The 1,704-nt window shown below is 64.7% G+C and carries 1 protein-coding gene (only partly in view); it reads right to left on the bottom strand.

What is annotated here, in order from left to right:
* Positions 1-287 precede the first annotated feature (287 nt).
* Positions 288-1,704 carry the 3' portion of an RICIN domain-containing protein gene (locus GJA_RS25445; protein WP_051781322.1) on the bottom strand. It continues 8 nt past the right edge of the window, so the window shows 1,417 of its 1,425 coding nt (coding positions 9-1,425); its start codon lies beyond the right edge, outside the window; it ends in the stop codon at positions 288-290.

Below are 1,704 nucleotides of genomic sequence, written 5' to 3'. Positions count from 1 at the left end.
GCCCAGGCGATGACTTGGTGTTGCTCGATTCATGATTGTCTTTTCATAAAAACCCGGGCGGCGGCCGCAGCCAGATCATCCCTGGCCGGCCGTCAGCCGCCACCGCGCAGCTGTTCAGCGCTGCCCCGCCTTACCCGTCGGCACCGCCAACCTGCGATGGCGGATACCTGGCCACTTATTATTTCCATGTGGAAATATGGCGGACGTCATCATAAACAGTATTTCCCTGTTGCGGCGCACAATATGAGACATAGGAAACTATTATTGTGAACCGCGCAGGATAGTCATCACTGATTGATCGGACGATCCGGTCCCAATGCCCGTTTGCCCTGCAATACCTTGCCCGCTTCGGTGGCCAGGCGCAGGTAAAAGTCGCTGCTCAGGCTTTCGCCGTCGGCGTCGAGCGGCGTGAACGGGCCGCGCGGCTTGCCGGGTTCATACGGGCTCGGGCTGGTCGGGATTTCGACCGGCTCGAAGGCCTTGCTCGGCGCCACCTTGTACATCGCGGTCGCTTCGTCGACTTCATCGAACATCGCGCCAAAGAAGGTGTTGGCGCCGGCCGAACGGGCTTCGTAGAACTGGGTCCACCAGAAACGGCCGCCGACGCGCGGCTGGCCATGGGTGCCTGGATAGATCACCGGGATATAGCGCTTGCCGATCCGACCGGCTTCGGCGATATCGGCGTCCATCACGTTCTTGCGGTAATCGCGCGCGCCCTGCGGGTCGCCGAAGCGCCCCACCAGCCATGGATTGATGGCGTCGAAGCGGCGGTACACCGCGGCCCAGGCCGGGTCTGGCTTGGAGTCTGCGGTCAGCGTGCGCCAGCGCGACGGCACGCCGCCGATCACGTACGCGCGCTGGTTGGCCGGCGCATCGCGCTGGAACCAGTCGAGCAAGGCGTTGGCCGACGCCGGCGTGGCCGGCCGGTCGTTAAAGCCGAAGCCCCACAACTCCACTACCGGCAGGCCGCCCTGGTGCAGATAGCGCGCCGACGACAGCGAGCCGTTGGCGGCCAGCGCGGCCCACTGATCCTTGACGTTCTTGACGATGTCGGCGTCCTGCGCGCTGCTGACGTCGTATTCGACGGCCCAGACCCGGCCATGGGCTTCGGCGGCGGCCCGCACGTTGGCGGTGACGCCGTCGCGGAAGCGGCGGTCGGTCGAACCGGGCGTGATTTCAGTGACGAATTCCTGCAGCAGCACGCCATCGAGGCCGTAGTTCTTCATCCATTCGAAATGGCGCTTGACGGTGGACGGGTTCCACGAGCTGTACAGCACGGCAGGCGAGCCGTCGGGCATCGTGAAGCCGGTCTTGCATTGTTCGGACACCGGGATGTCGCGCATGTCGGGCCACATGTCGACCGTCACATTGCTGGCCACCGGCGTGGCGCTCGGCGCCCAGTGACGCCAGCCATTGCCGGCGATATCGATCGGCGAACCGTCGCCTTCGCAGGCGAACCAGCCCTGGTAGCCGAAGATCAGTTTATTGTCGAGCGTGCTCGCGTCGACCGCCGGACCGGGCGGCGCCGGGTCCGGCGGCGACACCGGATCGGTCGACGTCAGCCGCCATTGCTGGTTGCTGTTGTTGCCGCAATCCCATTGCTGGATCGCGCCGCCGGTAGCGGTGCTGAAGTCTTTCACGTCCAGGCATCTGCCGCTGTTTTTGGCGCTGATGGTGTACGCCTGGTCCTTCGGCGTGATGCTG

The sequence above is a fragment of the Janthinobacterium agaricidamnosum NBRC 102515 = DSM 9628 genome (assembly GCF_000723165.1).
GTDB classification, from domain to species: Bacteria; Pseudomonadota; Gammaproteobacteria; order Burkholderiales; family Burkholderiaceae_D; genus Janthinobacterium; species Janthinobacterium agaricidamnosum.
This window is presented reverse-complemented; position numbering and strand designations above follow the sequence as displayed.